This is a genomic window from Phenylobacterium glaciei (genome assembly GCF_016772415.1).
GTDB classification, from domain to species: domain Bacteria; phylum Pseudomonadota; class Alphaproteobacteria; order Caulobacterales; family Caulobacteraceae; genus Phenylobacterium; species Phenylobacterium glaciei.
Window position 1 is genome coordinate 665176 of record NZ_JAGSGD010000001.1, and the last position, 17780, is coordinate 682955.

15 protein-coding genes and 1 pseudogene are annotated in these 17780 nt (G+C 67.4%); 7 read left to right on the forward strand and 9 right to left on the reverse strand.

Going from position 1 to position 17780, the window contains the following annotated elements; all coding sequences use genetic code 11:
• Window positions 1–93 precede the first annotated feature (93 nt).
• Together JKL49_RS21160 and JKL49_RS03235 are read right to left on the reverse strand one after the other, a co-directional pair.
• Window positions 94–288: pseudogene (locus JKL49_RS21160) on the reverse strand (TetR/AcrR family transcriptional regulator); the annotation flags it as partial.
• Between the two features lie 47 nt (window positions 289–335).
• Window positions 336–1154 carry a UDP-2,3-diacylglucosamine diphosphatase gene (locus JKL49_RS03235; protein ID WP_430700831.1) on the reverse strand — a complete coding sequence of 273 codons (819 nt, stop codon included), beginning with the start codon at window positions 1152–1154 and terminating at the stop codon, window positions 336–338.
• 149 nt (window positions 1155–1303) lie between these two features.
• Here JKL49_RS03235 and JKL49_RS03240 point away from each other — a divergent pair, with 149 nt between their 5' ends.
• Window positions 1304–1939 (forward strand): TetR/AcrR family transcriptional regulator, encoded by a 636-nt coding sequence (locus JKL49_RS03240; protein WP_249778013.1) that lies wholly within the window; start codon window positions 1304–1306, stop codon window positions 1937–1939.
• Window positions 1940–1948: 9 nt separating this feature from the next.
• Here JKL49_RS03240 and JKL49_RS03245 read toward each other — a convergent pair whose 3' ends face one another.
• The gene (locus JKL49_RS03245) at window positions 1949–2101 is read right to left on the reverse strand and encodes a hypothetical protein (RefSeq protein ID WP_215338276.1); all 153 of its coding nucleotides are present in this window, start codon (window positions 2099–2101) and stop codon (window positions 1949–1951) included.
• Window positions 2102–2227: 126 nt separating this feature from the next.
• On the reverse strand, window positions 2228–3973 hold the full coding sequence (locus tag JKL49_RS03250; protein WP_215338277.1) for a DUF885 domain-containing protein: 1746 nt from the start codon (window positions 3971–3973) through the stop codon (window positions 2228–2230).
• 120 nt (window positions 3974–4093) lie between these two features.
• Here JKL49_RS03250 and JKL49_RS03255 point away from each other — a divergent pair, with 120 nt between their 5' ends.
• On the forward strand, window positions 4094–5497 hold the full coding sequence (locus JKL49_RS03255; RefSeq protein WP_215338278.1) for an amino acid permease: 1404 nt from the start codon (window positions 4094–4096) through the stop codon (window positions 5495–5497).
• On the opposite strand, the gene rfbA is transcribed toward JKL49_RS03255, so the two are convergent.
• From rfbA to rfbB, 3 genes are read right to left on the reverse strand one after another with little or no spacing between them, the layout of a single operon-like run.
• A complete protein-coding gene (gene rfbA / locus JKL49_RS03260; protein WP_215338279.1) occupies window positions 5498–6394 on the reverse strand; it encodes a glucose-1-phosphate thymidylyltransferase RfbA in 897 nt (298 codons plus the stop codon).
• Window positions 6391–7290, reverse strand: a complete 900-nt coding sequence (rfbD, locus tag JKL49_RS03265; RefSeq protein ID WP_215338280.1) for a dTDP-4-dehydrorhamnose reductase — start codon at window positions 7288–7290, stop codon at window positions 6391–6393. The genes rfbA and rfbD overlap by 4 nt, the downstream gene beginning before the upstream one ends.
• Window positions 7287–8336 (reverse strand): dTDP-glucose 4,6-dehydratase, encoded by a 1050-nt coding sequence (gene rfbB / locus JKL49_RS03270; protein WP_215338281.1) that lies wholly within the window; start codon window positions 8334–8336, stop codon window positions 7287–7289. Before rfbB ends, rfbD begins: the two co-directional genes overlap by 4 nt.
• A 255-nt stretch (window positions 8337–8591) precedes the next feature.
• Between rfbB and JKL49_RS03275 the strand changes: the two genes are divergently transcribed.
• Window positions 8592–10175: an MATE family efflux transporter gene (locus JKL49_RS03275; protein ID WP_347340348.1), complete on the forward strand. Its 1584-nt coding sequence runs from the start codon at window positions 8592–8594 to the stop codon at window positions 10173–10175.
• Here the strand turns inward: JKL49_RS03275 and JKL49_RS03280 are convergent.
• Window positions 10172–11404: a serine hydrolase domain-containing protein gene (locus tag JKL49_RS03280; RefSeq protein ID WP_249778014.1), complete on the reverse strand. Its 1233-nt coding sequence runs from the start codon at window positions 11402–11404 to the stop codon at window positions 10172–10174. The genes JKL49_RS03275 and JKL49_RS03280 overlap by 4 nt on opposite strands.
• 281 nt (window positions 11405–11685) lie before the next feature.
• Here JKL49_RS03280 and JKL49_RS03285 point away from each other — a divergent pair, with 281 nt between their 5' ends.
• From JKL49_RS03285 to ribB, 4 genes are all read left to right on the forward strand, one after another.
• Complete coding sequence (locus JKL49_RS03285; RefSeq protein ID WP_215338282.1) at window positions 11686–13020, forward strand: acyl-CoA dehydrogenase family protein; 1335 nt, start codon at window positions 11686–11688, stop codon at window positions 13018–13020.
• A 132-nt stretch (window positions 13021–13152) separates the two neighbouring features.
• The gene (locus tag JKL49_RS03290; protein ID WP_215338283.1) at window positions 13153–14892 is read left to right on the forward strand and encodes a class I adenylate-forming enzyme family protein; all 1740 of its coding nucleotides are present in this window, start codon (window positions 13153–13155) and stop codon (window positions 14890–14892) included.
• 2 nt (window positions 14893–14894) lie between these two features.
• Window positions 14895–15476: an NADPH-dependent FMN reductase gene (locus JKL49_RS03295; RefSeq protein ID WP_215338284.1), complete on the forward strand. Its 582-nt coding sequence runs from the start codon at window positions 14895–14897 to the stop codon at window positions 15474–15476.
• Window positions 15473–16642: a 3,4-dihydroxy-2-butanone-4-phosphate synthase gene (ribB, locus tag JKL49_RS03300; protein ID WP_215338285.1), complete on the forward strand. Its 1170-nt coding sequence runs from the start codon at window positions 15473–15475 to the stop codon at window positions 16640–16642. Before JKL49_RS03295 ends, ribB begins: the two co-directional genes overlap by 4 nt.
• Window positions 16643–16797: 155 nt before the next feature.
• On the opposite strand, the gene JKL49_RS03305 is transcribed toward ribB, so the two are convergent.
• On the reverse strand, window positions 16798–17721 hold the full coding sequence (locus JKL49_RS03305) for an NADP-dependent oxidoreductase (protein WP_215338286.1): 924 nt from the start codon (window positions 17719–17721) through the stop codon (window positions 16798–16800).
• Window positions 17722–17780 lie beyond the last annotated feature (59 nt).

Sequence of the window (17780 nt, forward strand, 5' to 3'; positions counted from 1 at the left end):
CGGGGCGGTGATGGCGTCGCGGACCCGGGTGCGCGACGGCCTGGGCGGGGTGAGCGCCTGGGTCTGCAGCCAGGCCCAAAAGGCGCCCATCAAGGCTTCGCGGGTGGGGAAGTGGCGATAGACCGTGCGTTCGCCCACCTTCGCCTCGGCGGCGATCTCGGCGAAGCTCAGCTCCTCCAGCCCGCCGGACTCCAGCCGGGTGGCCACGGCGCGCAGGATCTGGTCGTGGGTCTCGGCCTTCTGGCGATCGCGCAGATTGGAGACGTATCGCGTGGGGGGCATGGTCATGACAGCGGCACTGTCGTCAGTTCGGGCGAGCTGTCAAGAAAACGCCGTTACGCCGCCGCCGCCGCAGGGGAGGGCAGCATATCCGGCAGGGTCCGGTCTATCGCCGACCAGGAGCGGATCTTGGCCCACTCCAGGATCTCCAGCCGGCCGTCGCTGTGTTCCACCAGCGCCGTGCAGCTTTCCACCCAGTCGCCATCATTGATGTAGGCGATGCCGTCGATGTCGCGCATCTCGGCCTTGTGGATATGGCCGCAGATCACCCCGTCCACACCGCGCCGCCGGGCCTCGTCGGCCACGGCGGCCTCGAAGTTCTCGACGAACTGCAGGGCGTTTTTCACCCGGGTCTTCAGGAAGGCCGAGAGGCTCCAGTAGCCGAAGCCCAGCCGCCGGCGGACGCGGTTGAAGATCGTATTGACCGCGATCAACGTCCGGTAGGCATAGTCGCCGACGAAGGCCAGCCAGCGGGCGTGCTGCACCACGCCGTCGAACTCGTCGCCGTGCAGAACCAGGAAGCGTTTGCCGTCGGCGGTTTCATGGATCACGTCGCGGGCCACCACCACGCCGCCGAAGTGGACGCCGATGAACTCGCGGGCGCCCTCGTCATGGTTGCCGGGGACATAGGTGACGTTCACGCCCTTGCGGGCCATGCGCAGCACCTTCTGGACCACGTCGTTGTGGCTCTGCGGCCAGTGCCACCCCGACTTCAGCTTCCAGCCGTCAATGATGTCGCCCACCAGGAACAGGTGGTCGCACTCGATGTGACGGATGAAATCGAGCAGCAGCTCCGCCTGACACCCCTTGGTCCCGAGATGGACATCGGAAATGAACACGGTGCGATAACGCCGGATTCCGAATTCGGACATCAAGGGCCTCATGGCGAGCAACCAACGCATGCCGGTTAGGCTGATTGCATGTCAGTCTCATGAAACCGATCGCGCCCCTTTCGAAGCGGGGCCTTTCGGGGTAAGGGATTCCCAGGCCGACCCTCCCCAGGTCACCCCAAAATCAGGTCCCGATGGACGCCCGTACCTATCCTGCGAAGGAGACGCCGAAGTCCCGGCGTACCCGAGCACGCATCCTCGACGCCGCCATGCGGTTGTTCGCAGAGGTCGGCTATCACGCCGCCACCAACGCCATGATCGCGGACGCCGCGAACCTGACGCGGGGCGCGATGCTCTATCATTTCGCGAGCCGTGAAGAGCTGGTGGAATCGGCCGTCACCTATATCGAGGTCGAACGCGCCCGGCTGTTCGAGCAGGCGGCCTCGGCGCCCGCCGCGCCCGGGGTCGACGCCTCGGAACACGCCATCGACGCCTACTGGGCGTTGCTGCACGAAATCCCGTTCGTCGCCTTCGCCGAGCTGGAAACCGCCGCGCGCACCGAGTCCATGCTGAAGATCCGGCTGGCCGCCGCCCAGAGCGCTTTCGACCGCGCCCAGGTGGGCGACCGGTTCCTGGCGCTCGCCCAGGCCGGCGCGGATCCGCGCTTTCAGACCAGCCGTGATCTGGGACGCTTCCTGCTGGAGGGCCTGGCCAAGGGCGCGATGACCTATGACGAGCCGGCGCGCATGGAGCGCCTGCTGACCGTGGTCAAGCGGGCCGTGCGGGTGCTGAACCGCAAGGGCGACGTGCAGGAACTTTGGCCGGACTAGGCCTGAGACCTAGAGGGTCGCGAGCAGACTCACGAAGGCGACCGCCTTGATGGCCAGATACCAGAAGACCGCGTTTAGGCTCAGGAAGCCCGCGATCAGGACCATCCTGTAAAGACTCGGTCGACCCTTCCGGCTCATGGAGCCAAGGGAAGCTACGGGCATACTCGTTTCCTCCGCTGCTGCCTTTGGTTCGGGGGGAGGCAGCTAGGCTTGGACATTGCGCGATTCATTGTGAATGAACCGATGACGAAGTGTCGCCCATCCAACGTAGGTCCGAAACAAAAAGTTTCATCTGGACTGTTCTGTTTTCACCCACAGGTTGATCCGGGTTTCCAGCAGGTCGAGGGGGAGGGGGCCGGCCAGCAGGACCGCATCGTGGAAGCGGCGGATGTCGAACCGGTCGCCGAGCCGCGCCTGGGCCTTGGTCCGCAGCTGGACGATCTTCATCTCGCCCACCTTGTAGGCCAGAGCCTGGCCTGGCCAGGAGACGTAGCGGGCCAGCTCCACCTCGATATTCAGGGGCGAGAGCGCGGTATTGTCGGTGAAGCAGGCCCGCGCCTCGTCCAGGCTCCAGCCCTTCCAGTGGATACCGGTGTCCGCCACCAGCCGGCAGGCGCGCCACATCTCATAGGACAGCCGCCCGAACCGCTCATAAGGGTCCTGATAGACGCCCATCTCGCCCCCCAGCTTCTCGGCATAGAGGCCCCAGCCCTCGGTGAAGGCGGTTACCCCGGCGTTGCGGCGGAAGGCCGGCACGCCTTGCAGTTCCTGGGCGAGCGCGATCTGCAGGTGATGGCCCGGGACGGCCTCGTGCAGAGTCAGGGCCGGCAGTTCGTAAAGCGGCCGCTGGTCGAGCTTGGACGTGTTGACCATGTAGCCGCCCGCCACGCCCTGGGCCGGACTGCCGGAGAAATAGCGGCCGGTGGTGTAGTTGGCCTCGATGTCGGCAGGGACGGGGCGCACGCCATAGGTCAGGCGGGGCAGGGTGGCGAACCAGGCCGGCAGCTTGTCGTCGATCCGCTTGGCGATCCGCGAGGCCTTCTCCAGCAGGTCCTCCCGCGAGGTGGCGTAGAAACGAGGATCGGTGCGCAGCATGGCCAGGAAGGCCTTGAAGTCCCCCTTGAACCCGGTCTGCGCGATCACCCCGTCCATCTCTGCTCGGATGCGGGCGACCTCCGTCAGACCCGCGGCGTGGATCTCGTCCGGGGTCATCGTCGTCGTCGTGTGGTCGGCGACCAGCCAGCTGTAGTAGCGCTCCCCGTCCGGCAGGCTGCGGGCGGCCAGGGATTTGCGGCTGGCGGGCAGGTAGTCCCTCTCTAGGAAGGTCACGAAATCCCGCTGCGCGGGGCGCACCTTGTCGCGCACGATCGCCGTGGCCTGGGCCCGCAAGGCCGCCTGCTCGGCCGCCGGGATCGTGGGCGGTAGGTCGCGGAATGGGGTCAGCAGGACGTCGGCCTCCACCGGGGCGGCGACCATCTCCTGAGCGCGGGCCAGGACCTGGTCGTTGGTGCTGCGCGGCTGGGTGAAGCCGGTCTTCACGCCGCGCCGGGCGTTTGCGATGTTGGCGGCGTAGTAGGCGGGGATGGCGTTCAGCCGGTCGATCCAGGCGTGCGCGTCGGCGCTTGAGCGGATCGGCGTGGTGGCCGCCAGGTAGCCCAGGGTCGAATGGAAGCCGCCGTCGGAATTGAACGGCATGCGCGCCTCGTCGAAGGCGAGGCTCTGAACCTGACGGTCCAGGGTCCAGGCCAGGAAGGCGCGGTTCAGGGCGGCCTCCTCCGACAAGCCGGCCGCAGCAATGCCGGCCAGCCTGACCTGGAACGCCTTCAGCGCCTTGGCGCGGCCGGCGTCGGCGGCCGGCGTCACATCGGGTAGGCGCGACAGGGCGGCGCGGTCGCCCTCGCCGCCGGCGGTGATGGGATCGTCGGCCAGGGCATAGGCCTCATAGTCCGCCACCAGGGTGTTCAGCGGCCTGTCGTCGGCGAGCGCGGGCCCCGCGAACATCAGGACGGCGAGAGCAATCAGCAGGCGGCGCATGGCGGATTGTCCTTCCGACGGGCGCTCAGGCTGGCGCCCGGCGCGGCCCCTGCCAAGCCCTTGCCGCTAACCGGCGATCCGCGTCATGGTCGGGGCGCTGTTCAGGTCAGGGGACCCCCCATGAGCTTCGTCACCCGCCGCAAGGCGATCACCCCGGAATTGGCCCATAACGACGGCCATCACCGGCTGAAGGCGACGCTGAGCTGGCCCCACCTGATGGCTCTGGGCATCGGGGCCATCATCGGCACCGGCATCTACACCCTGACCGGGGTGGCGGCGGGGCTGGCGGGTCCGGCGGTGATCCTGTCCTTCGCGGTGGCGGGCGCGGTCTGCGCCTGCGCGGCGCTCTGCTACGCCGAGATGGCCAGCCTGATGCCCCAGGCCGGCAGCGCCTATGCCTATTCCTACACGACGCTCGGCGAGGGCGTGGCCTGGGTCATCGGATGGAGCCTGATCCTCGAATACACGCTGGTCTGCAGCGCGGTCTCGGTGGGTTGGTCGGGCTACGCTACCGGCCTGATCCAGCAGGCGCATTGGGCGATCCCGCAATACCTGCTGGCCGGGCCTGAGGCGGGGGGCCTGGTGAATCTGCCGGCGGTGTTCATCACCCTGGTGGTCACCGCCATGCTGCTGGTGGGCACCCGCGAGAGCGCCACCGTTAATTTCGTGCTGGTCTGCGTGAAGCTGGTGGCGCTCGCGGTCTTCGTGGCCCTGACCCTGCCGCACTTCGAGGCCAGCCACTTCCACCCCTTCGCCCCCTTCGGCTACGGGGCCGAGGAAATCGACGGCAAGAAGGTGGGGGTGATGGGCGCGGCAGCGATCATCTTCTTCGCCTTCTACGGCTTTGACGCCATTTCCACGGCGGCCGAGGAGGCCAAGAACCCCGGCCGCGACCTGACCATCGGCATCGTCGGCTCGATGGTGATCTGCACCCTGATCTACATGGTGGTGGCGGCCTGCGCGCTGGGCGCCTCGCCCTATGACGTCTTCTCCAGGGACCCGGCGCCGCTGGCCTTCGTGCTCAAGGAGATCGGCCAGGGTCAGGCCGCGGCCTGGGTGGCGGGCGCCGCGGTGCTGGCCATGCCGACGGTGATCATGGTCTTCATGTTCGGCCAGAGCCGGGTGTTCTTCGCCATGGCCCGGGACGGACTGCTGCCCCGCTGGCTGGCGGCGGTGACCCCGCGCGGGGTTCCAGGCCGGGTGACGATCCTGACCGGCGTGATCGCCGCAGTGATCGCGGGCGTCATGCCCCTGTCGGAGATCGCGTCCCTGGCCAATGCCGGGACGCTCGCGGCCTTCATCGCCACCATCATCGCGGTCCTGGCCCTGCGCCGCTCGGCGCCGGCCTTGGCGCGCAGCTTCAGGACGCCGCTGGTGTGGGTGATCGGCCCGGCGGGGGTGGTAGGCTGCCTCTACCTGTTCACCAGCCTGTCGGCCAAGACGATGATCTTCTTCGCCGTCTGGAACGCGGCCGGGGTCGTGGTCTACCTGCTCTATGGGCGAGTTAAGAGTCGCTTGGCCTAGCTATTCGGCCGGTTCTTCAAAGCCCTGAGGCCGATCGGCCAGCTGGCGTAGGTACTGGCCATATTCGCTCTTGGCCAGCCGGTCGGCGAGTTTCAGCAGCTGGGTCCGGTCGATCCAGCCCTGGTGGAAGGCGATCTCTTCCAGGCAGCCGATGCGCAGGCCCTGACGCTGCTCGAAGGTGCGGATCAGTTCGCCGGCCTGGATCAGGCTGTCGTGGGTGCCGGCGTCTTCCCAGGCAAACCCCCGGCCCAGCAGCTCGACATGCAGGTCGCCCTTGTCGAGATAGATCTGGTTCAGCGCGGTGATCTCCAGCTCGCCGCGCGCCGACCGCTCCAGGGTCTTGGCGAAGGTCGAGGCGCGGCCGTCGTAGAAATAGAGGCCGGTCACCGCGTAGTTGGATTTCGGATGGGTGGGCTTTTCCTCGATGCCCAGGGCCCGGCCATCGGCGCCCAGCTCCACCACGCCGTAGCGCTCGGGATCCTGCACATTGTAGCCGAACACCGTGGCCCCCTGGGTCCGGGCGTCGGCCGAGCGCAGCATCTGGCTGAAGTTCTGGCCGAAGAAGATGTTGTCGCCGAGGATCATCACGCTGGGCTCGCCGCCCACGAAGTCCTCGCCCAGGATATAGGCTTCGGCCAGGCCGCCCGGCGTCGGCTGGACGACATATTCGAACCGCACGCCGAGCTGCGAGCCGTCCCCCAGCAGGCGCTGGAAGCCCGACTGGTCCTCGGGCGTGGTGATGATCAGGATTTCGCGCACGCCCGCCAGCAGCAGGACCGACAGCGGATAGTAGATCATCGGCTTGTCGTAGACCGGCAGCAGCTGCTTGGAGACCGCCAGTGTCAGCGGGTGCAGGCGCGTGCCCGACCCGCCGGCCAGGATGATGCCGCGCCTCATGCGTTCACCGCCGCAGCGTTCAGGTCTTCGATGGTGTCCTCCAGCGCCTCGCGCCACGGCCGCAGCGTCAGACCAAAGACCCCCTTGAGCTTCACCGTGTCCAGTTCGCAATTCAACGCACGCCGCGCCGGGGTGGGGAAGGCGCTGGTGGGGACGGGCGCCATGGTGGGCAGGGGCTGGTCTGGGCGGGCCAGTTCGAAGATCGCCTGGGCCATCTGGAAGCGGGTGGCGACGCCGGCATTGACCAGGTGCAGCAGGCCCCATTCCGGCGCGCCGGCCGGCAGGCGCGACAGCCGTTGGGCCTGGCTGAGCATGAAGCCGGCCACGTCGCCGCTGGCGGTGGGCCGGGCGCGCTGGTCGTCGACGATCTTCAGCAGGGGCTGGGTGTCGGCGAGTTTCAGCATCATCTGCAGGAAGTTCTGCCCGAAGGCCGAGAACAGCCAGGAGACCCGGGCCACCAGGGCGCGGTCGCAATGTTCCAGCACCGCCTGCTCGCCGGCCAGCTTGGAGGCGCCGTAGACATGCAGCGGGTTGGTGGCGTCGGTCTCGACGTAGGGACCGCTCTTCTCGCCGTCGAACACCATGTCGGTGGAGATGTGGATCATCGGCACGCCGCGGGCCTGGCAGGCCTTGGCCATGGCCTCGGGGCCCCTGGCGTTCACGGCATAGGCGAGGTCCGGCTCACTTTCGGCCTTGTCGACGGCGGCATAGGCGGTGGCGTTGAACACCAGGTCGACGTCGAGCGCCTCGCCGATGGCGCGGGCCACGGCGTCAGTGTCGGTGACGTCGACGTCCGCGCGCGACAGGGCCTTGATCGTCACTCCGCCGCTGGAGCGGAGCAGCATCTCCCGGGCCAGCTGCCCGGTGGCGCCGAACTGCAGGATCGTCGTGGTCATGCGGTGGCGAGGCCCAGGCGCTCGGACTCAAAGCCGCGTTCGCGGATGGCTTCCCACCAGGCGCGGTTCTCGACGTACCAGCGCACGGTGTCCTCCAGGCCCGCGGCCAGGTCGGTCTTCGGTTCCCAGCCCAGTTCGCGCATCAGCTTGGAAGCGTCGATGGAATAGCGGAAGTCGTGGCCTGGACGGTCGGCCACGAAGGCGATCCGTTCGGCGTGCGGGACGTTGGCCGGGGCCAGCCTGTCCAGGTGGGCGCAGAGGATCTTGATGACCTCGATGTTACGCAGGTTCGAGTCGCCGCCCACACAATAGGTCTCCCCCAGCCGGCCCTTCTGCAGGACGGTCAGCAGAGCGTCGGCGTGGTCGTCCACGTGCAGCCAGTCGCGGACCTGGCGACCGTCGCCATAGACCGGGATGGTCTTGCCCTCCATGGCGCGCAGCACCACGGTCGGGATCAGCTTTTCCGGAAACTGGAAGGGGCCGTAGTTGTTGGCGCAGTTGGTGATCACCACCGGCAGGCCGAAGGTGCGGTTCCAGGCGCGCACCAGGTGGTCGGCGCCGGCCTTGCTGGCCGAATAGGGCGAGTTGGGATCGTAGGGCGTCTCTTCGGTGAAGGCGCCGCTCTCACCCAGGGCCCCGAACACCTCGTCGGTGGAGACATGGTGAAAGCGGAAGCCAGCCTTCTTGGTGGGCTCCAGGTCCATCCAGTAGGCGCGGGCGGCCTCCAACAGGACGGCGGTGCCCATGACATTGGTGCGCACAAAGTCCAGCGGCCCGTCGATGGCGCGATCGTTGTGGCTCTCGGCGGCCAGGTGCATCACCGCGTCGGGCTGGTGACGGGCGAAGATCGCCTTCACCGCCGGGGCGTCGCAGATGTCGGCCTGCTCGAAGGCGTAGAGCGGCGAGGCCGAGACCTCGGCCACATTCTCCAGATTGGCCGAGTAGGCCAGGACGTCGAGGTTGACCACCTCATGGCCGTCCGCCACGGCTCGTCTCACGACCGCCGACCCGATGAACCCGGCGCCGCCCGTAACAAGGATTTTCATGGAGTCTTTCGTAAGCGATGGCGGCGGTCTTGCCACGTCAATTCCCGCAGGACGTGCCTCTAACAGGAGATCGCGTCGGGCTCAATTCGTGTGGGCCGTGACGCTTTTTCGCAAGGGCCGCGCTTGAGGCGCGGGGATGGGGCGCCTAATGTCTCCTCAACTCGCTCCCTGGCATTTTCGGGGATCACGCCGCGCCTCCGCATTTTCGGGGACCAGTCGATGGCGGGCGGCGCGCGTCGCGCCTTGGGGATGGCCGTGGTTTCGAGTTCAAGCGATGGGCCTGTTGCGGCCCCCTCAGGTGGGGCGCGGCCCGGCTTCCCGCCCGGCGGCCCTCGCGGTCCCGGCGGTCCGGGCGGGCGCTTCGGCGGCAAGGACCTGACCACCGGCCCCATCGGTCCGACCCTGATCGCCTTCGCCCTGCCGGTGATGGGCTCCAACATCCTGCAATCCCTGAACGGCTCGGCCAACGCCATCTGGGTCAGCCATGTCCTGGGGGAGGCGGCGCTGACCGCCACCTCCAACGCCAACATCATCTTCTTCCTGATGCTGGGGGCGGCCTTCGGGGTCAGCATGTCGGCCAACCTGCTGATCGGCCAGTCGATCGGGGCCGGCGACATGCCGATGGTCAAGCGGGTGATCGGCACGGCCGTCACCTTCTTCCTCGTGCTGTCGATCGCGGTCGGAGTAGGGGGCTACACGCTCACGCCCACCATCCTGCGCGCCATGGGCACGCCGGCGGACGCGGTCCAGGACGCGATCACCTATCTGCGGGTGATCTTCCTGGCGATGCCGTTCATGTATTTCTTCTCCTTCGTCATGATGGCCCAGCGCGGGGCCGGCGACAGTCGCACACCCTTCTATTTCTCGCTGTTCGCGGTGGGGATGGACGTCATCCTCAACCCCATCCTGATCACCGGCTTCGGGCCCGCCCCGCGCATGGGGATCGCCGGCTCGGCCATGTCGACCCTCACCAGCCAGACCATCACCCTGGGGATCATCCTGGTCTATCTTTACCGCACCAACTCGGTGCTGGTGCTGCGCCGCGACGAGTGGCGGCTGCTGAAGCCCGAGTGGGAGATCCTCAAGACCATCGTGGTCAAGGGCATGCCCATGGCCTTCCAGATGCTGGTGATATCGGGCTCGGCGGTGCTGATGATCAGCATGGTCAACACCTACGGCTCGCATACGGCCGCGGCCTATGGGGCGGCGACCCAGCTTTGGACCTATGTGCAGATGCCGGCCATGGCGCTGGGGGCCGCGGTCTCCTCCATGGCCGCCCAGAACGTGGGCGCGGGTCGGATGGACCGGGTCGACAAGATCGCCGGGATCGGCTCGCTCTACGCGGCCCTGCTCAGCGCCGGGCCGGTGCTGGTGATCTACCTGATCGAGCCGATCATCCTGCACCTGTTCCTGCCGGTGGGCAGTCCGTCCCACGCTATTGCCATGCGGATCAACATGTTCGCGCTCTGGGGCTTCATCCCCTTCGGCGTGTCCTTCGTGCTGTCGGGGATCGTGCGGGCCACGGGGTCGGTCTGGCCGCCGCTGTTCGCCATGATCATCTCGATGTGGATCGTGCGCGTGCCCTTCGCCCACACCCTGATGCCCTACATCGGCGCGGACGCCATCTGGTGGAGCTTCCCGCTGGGCAGCATCACCTCCTGCGTCCTGGCCGCGTCCTGGTATCGCTGGGGCCCCTGGCGCAGTGCGCGGCTGATGAAGTTCAGCCCGCACGGCGACGCGCCTTCGACAGGCCTCAGCCCTCCTGGCGGCCTGGAGGAGAGCGAAGCCTCCGAGGCCGTGGCCGAGGCCGGGCAGCCGCTGGCGCCCTCCAAGGCTTAGGGTTCGACGAGCGCCGAATAGACCAGGGTCCGCAGTTCGCGGCGGATCGGGTAGGCGCTGGACGGCAGCACCTGGGTCATGAACACCACCTGGATGTCCTCCACCGGATCGATCCAGAAGGCCGTCGAGGCCGCGCCGCCCCAGTAGTACTCGCCGGGGCTTGAGGTCAGCATCGCCTTCACCGGATCGAAGGTGACCGCGAAGCCCAGGCCAAAGCCGACCCCGGCGTTGGTGGCCTCCGAGAACAGCGAGCGCGACAGGGCCGTGAGGTCCTGGCCGCCGGGCAGGTGGTTGGAGGCCATCAGCTTCAGGGTCTTGGGCGCCAGCAGGCGCTGACCGTCCAGCACCCCGCCGTTCCCCAGCATGCGGCAGAAGGCCATGTAGTCCTTGGACGTCGACACCAGGCCGCCGCCGCCGGAATGGAAGTTAGGGGCGGTCAGATAGGGGCTGGTCTCCGGATCGTCCTGCAGGGTCAAGGCCCCGGTGGGGGTGGCGTTGTAGCAGGCGGCGAAGCGGGCGCGCTGCTCCTCGCGGACCTGGAAGCCGGTGTCGGTCATCTTCAGCGGATCGAAGATGCGAGTCTGGAGGAATTTCTGGAACGGCATGCCGGAGATGCGCTCCACCAGGACGCCCAGGACATCGGTGGAGATCGAATAGTTCCAGGCCTCGCCGGGCGAGAACTCCAGGGGCAGCTTGGCCAGTTCGGCGACGAAGCCGTCGAAGTCCAGGCCGTGGGTGTCGGCGATCTTCAGCTTGCGGTAGGCGGCGTCCACATTGCCGCGGTTCTGGAAGCCGTAGGTGAGGCCAGAGGTGTGGCGCAGCAGATCGATCATCTGCATCGGCCGGGTCGGGGGCGTGGTCATGAACTGCGGGGTCATGCCGGCGGCGAAGACGCCCAGGTTCTTCCACTCCGGGATGAAGCGGCTGACCGGATCGTCGAGGGCCACCAGGCCTTCCTCCACCAGCATCATGAAGGCGACGCTCGTGATCGGCTTGGTCATCGAATAGATGCGGAAGACGGTGTCGGTGGCGAGCGCCTTGCCGCGCTCGCGGTCGGCCTGGCCCAGCAGGGTCTCGTGGACCAGCTCGCCCCGACGGCTGATCTGCACCTGGGCGCAGGGGATGCGGCCCGGCTCGATGTAGCGGGTGGCCAGGAAGCGATCGAGCTTGCCGAGGCGTTCGCTGGAGAAGCCGAGTTTTTCGGGCCGGGTCATGGGCAGGTCCTTCATGCGGGTTACGCCCCCACCGTGCCCGCAGCGGCGCCCCGGTTTCAACATCAAGTTCGCCGAACCTCGCCATAGACCAGTCGCCGCCAGGAGGGTAGGGCCAAGAATTTCCTGTGTTTGACGCAAAGGCGACGTTGCGTAACCCGAACAAGCGTTTGATAATGGCGACCAGACCGGCAGCCTAAGGGCCTGTCGCGTCGCGGATTTTTGGTCGGGCGTCGGTCTACGCCATACCGGATTTAGGAAAAACAACCCGCAATCGGCGGCGCCATGGGAGGCCATAGATGGCTTGGGATTTTGAAACCGACCCGGAGTTCCAGAAGAAGCTGGACTGGATTGAGGACTTCATGCGCGAGGAGGTCGAACCTCTGAGCCACCTGGGCCTGGCGGTCCACGGTCCGCTCGGCCGCGAGAAGTTCATCAAGCCGCTGCAGCAGAAGGTGAAGGATGAGGGCCTGTGGGCCTGCCACCTGGGTCCCGAACTGGGCGGACAGGGCTTCGGCCAACTGAAACTCGGCCTCATGAACGAGAAGCTCGGCCGCAACGGCCTGGCCCCCACCATCTTCGGCTGCCAGGCGCCCGACACCGGCAACGCCGAGATCATCGCCCACTACGGCACCGACAAGCAGAAGGAGCAGTATCTCTGGCCGCTCTTGAACGGCGAGATTCGCTCGGCCTTCTCGATGTCCGAGCCCACCGGCGGGTCTGATCCCCTGACCTTCAAGACCCGCGCGGTCCTGGACGGCAACGAGTGGGTGATCAACGGCGAGAAGTGGTACTCCACCAACGCCCGCTACGCCAAGGTGCTGGTGGTCTACGCCATCACCGACCCCGACGCGAAAGACCCCTATCGGCGCACCTCCATCTTCCTTGTGCCCACCGACACCCCCGGCGTGCGGATCATCCGCAATGTGGCGGTCGGCGGCGGCGGGGAGATTGGCGGCGGTAACGAAGGCTACATGGAATATAAGGACGTGCGGGTGCCTTATGACGCCCTGCTGGGCGAGCGCGGGGCGGCCTTCGTGATCGCCCAGGTTCGCCTGGGCGGCGGCCGGGTCCACCACGCCATGCGCACGGTGGGCTCCTGCAAGCACGCCCTGGATCTGATGTGCCAACGCGCCGCCTCGCGGAACACCCGCGACGGCAAACTTGCCGACCTGCAGCTGGTGCAGGCCGACATCGCCGACAGCTGGATCGCCCTCGAAAGCTTCCGCCTGCTGGTGCTGCGCACCGCCTGGCTGATCGACAAGCACAAGGACTACAACCTGGTGCGCAAGGATATCGCGGCCATCAAGGTCCTGATGCCCAAGGTCTATAACGACATCGCCACCAAGGCCGCCCACCTGCACGGGGCGCTCGGCGTCTCCAACGAAATGCCCTTCATGCACATGGTCACGAGCTCGCTGGTGATGGGCATCGCCGACGGCCCCACCGAGGTCCACAAGGTGACCTTGGCCAAGCAGGTTATGAAGGACTACACGCCCGACAACGATCTGTTCCCGAAGTACCACATCCCCCGCCTCCGCGAGGAAGCCCAGGAGAAGTACGCCGACGAGCTTGCCGACCTGAAGAAGGGCTACGACGCCCTGCGCGGCGCCCGGGAAACCGAGAAGGCCTAAGGCCTTCCGACGACCAGGGCCTTTCCGGTGTCGGAAAGGCGCGACATTGTGGGGGCGGCTCCTTTGCGGGAGCCGCCCTTCGCATATCCAGACATTTCAAAGCTTCCATTTCCAAGACCTTCGAGGATTTCCATGACCGACGCGCCCGTTTGGCCCGTGATGACCGTTGCCGAAGCCCACGCCCAGCTGACGGCGCCTGGCCAACGGTTCGAGATGGAGGAGAAGGTCATCCGGGGTGTGCTTACCCGCACCTGGAAGAACGCCCCGCCGACCCTGCGCGACGTCTTACTCAGTGGGAGAACCTTCGGCGAGCGCGAGTTCCTGATCAACGAGAACGAGCGGGTGACCTACGAGGCCTATGCCCGGGCCACCCTCACCCTGGCGCACCGGCTAGCAGCCGATGGGGTGAAGAAGGGCGACCGGGTCGCGGTGATCATGCGCAACCTGCCGGAATGGCCGGTGACCTTCTGGGCCGGGATCCTGCTGGGCGCTATCGTCACCCCGCTGAACGCCTGGTGGACCGGGGCGGAGCTGGAATACGGCCTGGCCGATTCCGGGACCAAGGTGGCCTTTGTCGACGACGAGCGGCTGGAGCGCCTGGCCGACCATCTGAAGAATTTGCCCGACCTGGAGAGGGTCTATGTCTCCCGCCTATCGGAGGCCCGCGGCGACGGCCGGGTCAGCCGGCTCGAGGACGTGATCGGCAAGCCCAACGCCTGGAAGGCGCTCGCCGACCTGCCGATGCCCGACGTCGCCATCGATCCCGAGGACGACGCCACCATCCTCTACACCTCCGGCACCACAGGAAAGCCGAAGGGCGCGCTGGGCACGCACCGCAACATGACGTCCAACATCATGGCCAGCGGCATCGCCGCGGCCCGCAACTTCCTGCGGGCCGGCCAGCCTCTGCCGGAGAGCGACCCGCACAAGCTGCCGCAGCGCTGCACCCTGCTGGTGGTGCCGATGTTCCACGCCACGGGCCTGTCGGCCAATCTCAGCCCCAGCATGAACGCCGGCGGCAAGATTGTGATGATGCGTCGCTGGGAGCCCGAGGCGGCGATGAGGCTGATCGAGGCCGAGAAGGTTGGCTCCACCGGCGGCGTCCCCACCATCGCCTGGCAGCTCATCGAGCACCCGGCGCGCGAGAAGTACGACCTGTCCTCCCTGACGGCGGTGTCCTACGGCGGCGCCCCCTCGGCGCCGGAGCTGGTGCGCAAGATCGTTGAGGTCTTCCCGGCCTCCCAGCCCGGCAACGGCTGGGGCATGACCGAGACCACGGCGACCTTCACCAGCCACCTGGGCAAGGACTATTCGGTCCGCCCCGAGAGCGCCGGCCCCGCCGCCCCGGTGGGGGAGATGCAGATCCGTGACGCCGCCGACGGGGTGACGATCCTGCCCGAGGGGGCGGTCGGCGAACTGTGGGTCAAGGGCCCGCAGGTGGTGAAGCTCTACTGGAATAAGCCCGAAGCCACGGCTGAGACCTTCGTCGACGGCTGGCTGCGCACGGGTGACCTGGCGCGGATCGACGAGGAGGGCTTTCTGTTCATCATCGACCGCGCCAAGGACATGCTCATTCGCGGCGGCGAAAACATCTACTGTGTCGAAGTCGAAAATGTTTTGTATGACCATCCCGACGTCATGGACGCGGCTCTGGTCGGTGTTCCGCACAAGACGCTCGGTGAGGAACCGGCGGCCATCGTGCATCTGAAACCCGGGGGAACGGCGACGCAAGCCGACCTGCGGGCCTGGGTGCGGGAACGGCTGGCGGGGTTCAAGGTCCCGGTGAAGGTCGTGTTCTGGCCCGAAACCCTGCCCCGGAACGCCAACGGCAAGATCCTCAAGACCGAGCTGAAGAAGGTGTTTGAGGAGTAGGCATGGGTTCTCTGGCGCGTAAGCCGCTGATCGTCGGGATCGGCGGCACCATCCGCCCCAACTCCTCCACCGAGAAGGCGCTCAAGGTGGCGCTGGCGGCGGCCGAGGCGGGCGGGGGCGAGACGCGCCTGCTGGGTGGCGAGTTCCTGGCCACCCTGCCCATCTACAACCCCCAGCCAGGCGGTCCGACCCCGGAGCAGCAGGTCCTGATCGACGCGGTGCGCGAGGCCGATGGGGTGATCGTCGCCAGCCCCGGCTATCACGGCTCGATTTCCGGGGTGGTGAAGAATGCGCTCGACACCTTGGAGGGTCTGCGCGATGACGCCCGCCCCTACTTCACCGGCCGCGCCGTGGGCTGTGTCGTCACCGCCGAGGGCGCCCAGGCCGCCGGCACGACATTGACCACGCTGAGATCCATCATACATGCCCTGAGGGGCTGGCCGACGCCGTTCGGCGCGGCCCTGAACGCCAATTCCGGTTCCTTCGACGCCGAAGGGGCCTGCGTGGACCCGAAGGACGCCTGGCAACTCGCCACGGTGGGAGAACAGGTCCTGGAATTCGCCCTGCTGAAAGCCGCCCGATGAAGCGCCCCTATCTCGTCCAGCCCGGTTCCTCCGCCTCCGATGGCGGCGATGGCGGCAGCACTGAGGCCCACGAATCCGCGATCTCGCCGATCGAGGACATCATCGAGGACGCCCGCAACGGCCGCCCCTACATCCTGGTGGACGCCGAGGACCGGGAGAACGAGGGCGATGTGATCATCCCGGCCCAGTTCGCCACGCCCGACCAGATTAACTTCATGGCCAAGCACGCGCGGGGCCTGATCTGCCTGTCGATCACCAGCGACCGCGCCCGCCAGTTGCGCCTGCCGCCCATGGCCGCCGAGAACCGCGAGGGCATGGGCACCGCCTTCACCGTCTCCATCGAGGCCGCCGAGGGGGTCACCACCGGCATCTCGGCCCATGACCGCGCCCACACCGTGGCCGTGGCCATCGACCCCACCAAGGGCATGGACGACATCGTCTCGCCCGGCCACGTCTTCCCGCTGGTGGCCCGCGACGGCGGGGTGCTGGTCCGCGCCGGCCACACCGAGGCTGCGGTCGACATCTCGCGGATGGCGGGCCTCAACCCGGCGGGCGTGATCTGCGAGATCATGAAGGACGACGGGTCCATGGCCCGGCTTCCCGACCTGGTGGGCTTCGCGCAGCTGCACGGCCTGAAGATCGGCACCATCGCCGATCTGATCGCCTATCGCCGCCGCACCGAGCGCCAGGTGGAGCGGGTGCTGGAGACGCCCTTCGATTCAGCCTTCGGCGGCCGCTTCCGGATGCTGATCTACCGCAACATCCTCGACGGCACTGAGCATGTGGTGCTGACCAAGGGCAAGATCGACGCCGACAAGCCGACCCTGGTGCGCATGCACCGCGTGGACTTCGCCGCCGACATGCTGGGCCATACCGAGGCGCGCCGGGACTATGTGCCCCGCGCCCTGCAGGCCATCGCCGACTATGACGGGGCGGGCGTGGCGGTGTTCATCCGCGACTCCAACCCGGCCTGGCTGTCGGAGCGCTACGGCGCCGAGCCCGGGACCGATCACGGCGCCAACGTCCTGCGCGACTACGGGGTCGGCGCCCAGATCCTGCTGGATCTCGGCGTGCGCGACATGACTCTGCTGTCCAACTCCGCGACCGTGCTGCCGGGCTCCGGCGGCTACGGCCTGCGCATCGTTGGCCGCAAGGCGCTGGACTAGGCTTCCCTCCTTTGATCGTCATGGCCGGGCTTGTCCCGGCCACCCATGATCGCCGCGGTCCAGCAAGGATCCGCGGCGACGTCGCGCGCCCTGCGGTGAGACGGAGATCATGGGTCCCCGGGACAAGCCCGGGGATGACGACTGAGTTGAATCTATCAGGCTAACGCCGTCACCAGCACCAGCTTGCCCGTCAGGTGGCGAGCCTCGGCCACCCGGTGGGCCTCGGCGGCGTCGCGCAGGTCGTAGCGGACGATGTTGGGCGGCCAGACGGCGCCCTCTTCCAGCAAGGCCAGCATGCGCTCCAGGTGGGCGCGGTCGCGGGTGACGGCCGGGCGCAGGGTCTCGACGTCCTGGCGCGGGGTGAAGTCCTTCTTCGGCGGGGCGATGAACACCAGCCGGCCGCCGGGCTTGAGCACATCGTAGGAGCGGGCCTGGACGTCGCCGCCGACGGTGTCAAACACCACATCGCAGTCGCGGGCGATCTTCGTGAAGTCCTCGGTGTTGTAGTTGATCACCTGATCGGCCCCGAGCCCGCGCACATAGTCGGCGTTGCCGGCGCTGGCGGTGGTGATCACGGTCGCGCCGATGTGCTTGGCCAGCTGGATCGCAAAGCCGGCCACCCCGCCCGCACCGCCCTGGATCAGGATGGTCTCGCCGGGCTTCAGCCTGGCGGTGTCCTCCAGCGCCCAGAGTGCGGTGAGGCTGCTGAGGCCCATGGCGGCGGCAGCCTCATGGCTCAGGCTCGCGGGCTTCTTCGCAATGATCGCGGCCTTGATGGTGATCTTCTCGGCATAGGCCCCGTCGCGCCCCTGGTCGGCGACCCCGAACACCGCATCGCCGATTTTCAGATCCTCGACGCCGTCTCCCACCGCGCTGACCACGCCGGAGAAGTCGCGACCGAGGATGTAGGGAAAGGTCAGCTTGAAGTAGCCGCCTTGGCGAACCTTGTAGTCGGCGGCGTTGACGCTGGCGGCGTGGATGTCCACCACCACCTCGCCGGGTCCCGCGACCGGATCGGGCGCGTCGCCATACTGCAGGGTCTCAGGCCCGCCGTGACCCGTGAGCAAAACCGCCTTCATGCCGTTCCCCTGTCAGACATCGCCACGCCGTCGATCGGCGGCGGCGAAGGTCGGCGACT